The sequence below is a fragment of the Chryseobacterium sp. BGARF1 genome (assembly GCF_001677955.1).
GTDB lineage: Bacteria > Bacteroidota > Bacteroidia > Flavobacteriales > Weeksellaceae > Chryseobacterium.
The window spans coordinates 1-5,420 of the sequence record NZ_LELA01000178.1; the positions used below are offsets into that span (position 1 = coordinate 1).

General features: G+C 33.1%; 6 protein-coding genes and 1 pseudogene. 6 read left to right on the top strand and 1 reads right to left on the bottom strand.

Translation table 11 applies throughout. The annotated features are described in order from the left end of the window. Positions 1–58 precede the first annotated feature (58 nt). The 5 genes and pseudogenes from AB671_RS21255 to AB671_RS21270 all read left to right on the top strand — a co-directional run bounded on the left by AB671_RS21255 (position 59) and on the right by AB671_RS21270 (position 3,803). Entirely contained in the window at positions 59–1,870 is a 1,812-nt protein-coding gene (locus AB671_RS21255; RefSeq protein ID WP_228391005.1) for an RHS repeat domain-containing protein, read from the top strand. Further along, positions 1,845–2,339 (top strand): hypothetical protein, encoded by a 495-nt coding sequence (locus AB671_RS21260; protein ID WP_157444292.1) that lies wholly within the window; start codon positions 1,845–1,847, stop codon positions 2,337–2,339. Before AB671_RS21255 ends, AB671_RS21260 begins: the two co-directional genes overlap by 26 nt. A 34-nt stretch (positions 2,340–2,373) precedes the next feature. Continuing rightward, positions 2,374–2,574: pseudogene (locus AB671_RS22105) on the top strand (RHS repeat-associated core domain-containing protein); the annotation flags it as partial. 57 nt (positions 2,575–2,631) lie between these two features. Beyond that, positions 2,632–3,135, top strand: a complete 504-nt coding sequence (locus AB671_RS22870) for a M91 family zinc metallopeptidase (RefSeq protein ID WP_410492675.1) — start codon at positions 2,632–2,634, stop codon at positions 3,133–3,135. Between the two features lie 17 nt (positions 3,136–3,152). Next, on the top strand, positions 3,153–3,803 hold the full coding sequence (locus tag AB671_RS21270) for a hypothetical protein (protein WP_066681668.1): 651 nt from the start codon (positions 3,153–3,155) through the stop codon (positions 3,801–3,803). Positions 3,804–4,677: 874 nt separating this feature from the next. Here AB671_RS21270 and AB671_RS21280 read toward each other — a convergent pair. Next, complete coding sequence (locus AB671_RS21280; RefSeq protein ID WP_066681674.1) at positions 4,678–4,893, bottom strand: hypothetical protein; 216 nt, start codon at positions 4,891–4,893, stop codon at positions 4,678–4,680. 301 nt (positions 4,894–5,194) lie between these two features. Between AB671_RS21280 and AB671_RS21285 the strand changes: the two genes are divergently transcribed. Then, positions 5,195–5,420 (top strand): hypothetical protein (locus tag AB671_RS21285; protein WP_157444293.1); only part of this gene is annotated, 226 nt, incomplete at its 3' end.

Consider the following 5,420-nt stretch of genomic DNA (forward strand, 5'->3'; position numbering starts at 1 on the left):
ACATTTCAACAAAATTTTAACAACGACAACAAGAAATTATTAACCAAAAGCTCTACTTTTGAGTGTACTTAAGATGGGTGAGATTACAGTTCCGGTACAGGTTTTTGGATGGGTTAAGGAACTCGAAGAAATCAAATGGCAGTTTTTGGATAAGGTAGTCAAGGTTCTTTACTTTAGGGTCAGCGTGCTGGCACAGCTTCCAGAGGATGCGGATGTTGATTTGATTGGGATGATACCTGATGCAGTCAATCCTCAGAATGGCAATTTTAATGAATATCTGACCTATGATCTAAATGGAAATATCCTCAGCTTGAAGAGAAATGCTCCACAGGTATTTTCTCCTACAGCAACAATGGTGGATGATTTAGATTATCAATACATAGGAAACCGTTTAAATAGAGTGATTGAAAATGCATTGAATGACACAGGCTACGAGGGTGGGAACAATTTTATAGCTTATGATGTCAATGGAAATATGACCAATATGCTGGATAAAGGGATTCAAAGAATTACCTATAACTACCTGAATCTACCAGATAACATAAGCATTAATCAAAATAGCCCATTTGGAGTGCAAATTAGCTTTGGATTAGAATATCTTTATCGGGCAGATGGTACAAAGCTAAGAAAAAAGCATTCTACTGGCGGGGGAAAAGGTCAATCGACAACCAATAATATAACAGATTATTTAGATGGTTTTCAATATAGCTTGTCAGAGACCATAGCTCCTTGTGAATGGTGTCGTACTGAGGTTGCTTTTGAAGAGCAGGCATTCAAAAAAGATATTATAATAGGACCGATTGGCCCCTTAGATCCACCTCTATTATCTGGACTTTGGAATCTGGATTTTGTACCGACAGCAGAAGGTTTTTACAGTTTTGCAGAAAATCGTTATATTTACCAATACAGAGATCACTTGGGAAATGCCAGATTAAGCTTTGCAAAGAAGGTAGATGGATCATTGGAAGTTACGGATAAAAATGACTACTATCCATTTGGGCTTAATCATATTGGAGGATCAAAAAGTTTGTTAGGAGGTTATAAGAATTACAAGTACAATGGCAAGGAGCTCCAAGAGACCGGGATGTATGATTATGGAGCGAGATTCTATATGCCGGATATCGGAAGATGGGGTGTGGTAGATCCTTTGGCTGAGAAATATACAAGAATGTCACCTTACACATATGCAGGAAATAATCCTGCAATGTTTGTTGATTATGATGGTAGAGATTATGGAGTGTATGTTGATTTGAAAGCTGGAACAGTTACTGTAAAGGCTACTTATCATGCTGTTGCTAACGATATGGCCTCACTAAATGGAGCAATCAAAACCTGGAATGACAGTAGTGGCAAATATAATTACATCTATAAAGGAGCAGATGGAAAAGATATATCTTTAAAAGTTAATTTTGAGCTATCTTCTTCAACAGTCACCCAAAATGAAAATGAGTCAAGATATGATGCATTAAATAGAGTTTTAAATTCTGATCAATCGGGTGAAGGAAACACTTATAGAGTTAATAATGATAGTGATTTTGAAGAAAACGAAAAGGGTTACACAGAAGAAGGAAAAAGTATAGCTGTTAAAAAATCTGAATCAGATTCAAAAAAAGGAACAGGAGCACATGAGATAGGCCATACCTTAAATATTTTAGATGGAGGTGGCGTTATGGGTTCGAGTAATTCTTCGTCAATTAATTCACAACATGTGAAAGAAATATTAAGTGCTATAGGAGGAACTCCTCAAAATCCTACAAAATCTACACCTCGCCCTAATCATAGTGCCACTATTCATTTAGAAAATAATAATTTAAAAACTAATGATGATTACAAAAAACTTAGAAATGGAAAAGTTAAAAGTGCTGAGTAGTTTTGCAATGATTCTTTTTTCGATATGTTTATTCAGTCAGGAAAAAAAAGATTTTTATTTGGTATCTGATACTATTAAATTAAATGATCCAATCCTAATTAGAGAACATAATAAAACAGGATTATATATTACTGAAAAGGAATATTTTAAAACATATCCTAATATTAAGAAATTGCTAAAAACAGGAAAAGCTTTTTTATATAGTGATACAGGATTTTCCCTTATTACATCTAAAGATAGAGAAGAGAAAGGAATTAGTCTTGGAGAATGTAATAAAATAAATAAACAAAATCCAAAGAAAGAAATTACAATATGGGAATTCCAAAAAAATAATCACACATTTTACTTAGGTTTTATTACAGGTTCAAAATATAATAAAGTTAGTGTCAGAGAACATGACAAAAGCAAAATAGTAGATAATACAAATAACTACTATCCTATCCTATTTTCAATTTGTAAAGAAGAATGAGCCCTCGTATGGAAGATAATAAGACCCCCTCGTAATTGCGAGGGGTAACTATCAATATAAGTACAACGGAAAGGAGTTGCAAGAGACAGGAATGTATGACTATGGCGCAAGGATGTATATGCCTGACTTGGGTAGATGGGGTATTGTGGATCCGCTGGCGGAGAAGTATCGCAGATGGTCGCCGTATAATTATGTAATGAATAATCCTCTAAGATTTATTGACCCTGATGGAAGGGAAATCGTAATACCTACAACTCTAAAGTCGTCAGACAGAAACAAAATATTAAGAGATCTGAGAGGGTTAACAAATGATAAAATTTCTTACGATAAAAAAACAGGAGCTGTGTTAATATCTAGTGAGCGATCAGGGGAAAAAGCAAGAGGGACAGATTTAATTAGGAAGTTGGTAAGCAACGAGCATACTGTTACAATAGAAACTAGAAAAAAAGGAGCTATGACATACCCAGAGGAGAATGGTAAACAATATGTAAATGAGAACGGAGATCCTGGCGTAGGAACAGGTTCTCTTATTAAAATTAATCCAGATACTAATATGGAAAATGCAGTTGATATTAATGGAAAAAAAGGTGGAGTGCCTTCAAAAATTAGTCTTGGACATGAACTTTTACATGCCGAACAAAATGCAAATGGAACAGTAAATGAGAATCCACGGGTTAAGGATCCTGATAATAGCAATTATACAATGCCTAATGATGAGTTAAAGGTAAGGATAGAAGAAAATAAACTGAGAGAGGAAAACAAGGTTACTCCTAGAAAGCTACCTAAAACAGAGTAAAAATCGCCATCAATTATATGAAGTATTTACTTATTTTTCTATTCACAATATCGTGCTCTTCACAACAAAAAAGAATTAATAATGAAGAGCCAATCTTTACAACAAATGATTGGAAAAGATTAGTTGTTAATGAACTTGAACAAAGTTTAAAATTAAATACCAACTCGAAAAGAGAACAATCAAAAATATTAGAAGATATTACTTTTATCAAATCTAAAAAAAGTGACTTTTTAGAAAAGCAGTTTTTAGGTTTAGGTTTTGAGAATAAAAAGATTAATAATGAAGATAGTTTTTATTTAATCAATAATTTTAGCAGGAGAGAAGATCATGATGAATACACCTACATTCTAGAAAACAAAAACAAATGTCATTCTTATTTTTATGGAGAGGATGGATTTGGTCATAATACAATTTTAAAGAAAAGAATTTCAAAAAAAAGAAAAAAATGTGAACAAAAAATAAATACGATAAATTACTTGGAAAATAATTCTTCTAAAGTTTTTCAAAGAGATGCTCTATTAATATTGTGGATTTTTAGTAATGGAGAAAAAAAGATTAGTGTTATTCGTAATGTAACATCATCCCAAGATGATTTGATGGAAAACATTTTTTATGATACTCATTACCCTCCCCAAGCTGGGGCGAGCGTCTCGATCGTTCCTTTGTAGATGACAAAAGCGTAACCTTTGGGTTACGCTTTTGCTTTTGTGTTTAAGGAGTGTTCTTATCCTTTTGATGATACTCGAACTCGCCGAACAGGGGGTTCTTCATCCGCAAGAAGATATTCTTGTCACTCTTTAACAATCGTGGTAGGATAAGCACACCAAATCCTACGAGCATTGCCAGCACTGGCAATAAAACATAAAATGTTTCCATAATAATGGGGTTTAAAAAATTATAAATTGTATTTATATTGAAATCCGTTACTTCCATATCTGTATTTTTTTTAATATTCTATACTATCCGTTTTTATGCGTTTTTATAAGATGAAATCTTTTGTTCAATCTTATGATGATGTTCTTTTTCCTTTTTCAATTGAAATACAAAAGACCAAAAAGTGTTTTTCATACGAAAGGACACATTTTGTAAAGTCTTTATCCATCGTATTTTGTGCAATTTTACACCGACTTCCGGAAAAGATGTGTTACACCAAAACTGAAAATCAAAAAAACAACTGGGTCAAAAATAATATCACTTTGGAGCAAAGGACGTTTTGCTTAACTTCTCCCGAAAGGACATCTTTTTGCAATCTTAGAAATACTGCTCAGATAAAAGTGTGACACAAAACTTCACAAGATACATCGTGAAATGAGCGAAGCACTTTTTGCTTAATTTATGTTAGAGGAGTTGCTCCTTGCTAAAACCTGGATTTTTGAAAAAAGCTATTTATAACAACTTTAAAAGCGGTTTTTCTGAAAAAAGTGATTGGATTTATTATAAGGGTTTAAGACGTCCAAAAGCGCCAGCTGATATAAAAAGGAAATTTTAGGCACAAAAAAACCGTCTGTTTTGGGCGGTTTAATTTTTTGTTATGGAAAGAGATTATATTTTACGGATAAAGGAAAGTATCTCTTCTTTTTTCTTTTCATCAGCAATAGAATCCAATCTGATAGGATTTTGATATTTATACTGATATGGATAAAAAGTGCGTGCCTTATACTCGTAAAGTTTATCAGTCGTAACGGAGTCTTTTTTCTTTTCCTGAGCAGAAGCAAGAACACCAATAGATAAGCAGAAGAAAAATAATAGCTTTTTCATTTACAAAGCGGCTACATTTTTATTAAAGAAGTCTTTAAATTTTTTGGTAGTAAGCATTATAAATTAAATATAACAATCCTGTCTATACCAGCTTAACAACAGGGAAATTCAATAGTGATATTGCTGAAGTAGATTGGATCTACCCAAAAAATGATACTTTAAAAAGATACGGCTATGTCTACGACGGTTTAAACAGATTGTTAGCGGGTTTTTATCAAAACGAAATTAATCCTACGGCCAAAGAATATTTTGAAAAAATAGACTATGACCTAAACGGAAACATTACAGTTCCGCAGAGTTCATGACAGGAAATACTGCAGCGTTTAAGATTGACAATCTCAGATACGATCATACCGGAAACAGGCTTACAAAAGTTACTGAAGAGGAAATTGGAAAGAGTGAGGGCTATCCTTATCTGGCAAGTCACAATACGATTGAGTATGATAATAATCTGGCTAACGGAAATGGCAATATGACCAAACATTTAGATAAAGGTATTTCTTCAATTCAGTATAATTTTCTAAATT

Bases quoted from the DNA above. Each gene is read 5' to 3' on its own strand.
- AB671_RS21260 (WP_157444292.1), top strand. From the start codon at position 1,845: ATGGAAAAGTTAAAAGTGCTGAGTAGTTTTGCAATGATTCTTTTTTCG.
- AB671_RS21270 (WP_066681668.1), top strand. From the start codon at position 3,153: ATGAAGTATTTACTTATTTTTCTATTCACAATATCGTGCTCTTCACAA.
- AB671_RS21280 (WP_066681674.1), bottom strand. From the start codon at position 4,893: ATGAAAAAGCTATTATTTTTCTTCTGCTTATCTATTGGTGTTCTTGCT.